The sequence below is a fragment of the Treponema endosymbiont of Eucomonympha sp. genome (assembly GCF_001028545.1).
This window is the reverse complement of the sequence record NZ_BBPW01000707.1, coordinates 1-430: the sequence shown is the minus strand read 5'-3', so window position 1 is coordinate 430 and position 430 is coordinate 1. Positions and strand designations below refer to the sequence as shown.

Annotated in this window: 1 protein-coding gene; it reads left to right on the top strand. The window is 49.3% G+C overall.

Annotated elements, in window-relative coordinates; all coding sequences use genetic code 11:
- Positions 1 to 24 precede the first annotated feature (24 nt).
- The coding region (locus tag AWU74_RS08710; protein WP_306701138.1) for a ClpX C4-type zinc finger protein at positions 25 to 430 on the top strand (406 nt) is incomplete at its 3' end.

Here is a 430-nt window from a genome sequence, read left to right as displayed (position 1 = left end):
ATATCATGATGAGGAAAGGGAAAAATGAAAAAGAAAGCTGACGACCGTTGCTCGTTTTGCGGCGGATATGAGGACGAAACGCGACGGCTGGTCGCTGGACCGGGGCATATTTGTATTTGCAATCAGTGTATTACGGTGTGTCAGGGCGTTTTAAACAGCGGCGGGCAGCCGGTCGCCCCTATTGCACTTAAAGAAGTGCCGTCTCCGAAGGAATTCAAAGCCTATCTTGACCAGTATGTCATCGGGCAGGATTATGCAAAAAAAGTACTTGCTGTTGCGGTATACAATCATTACAAACAGATGTCTGCGGAAGACGCGAGCCTAGCCGATTCGGACGCGCAGATTGAAAAATCGAATATTCTGCTCATCGGCCCGACGGGTTCGGGCAAAACATTGCTGGCGAACACACTGGCAAAAAAACTGAAGGTGC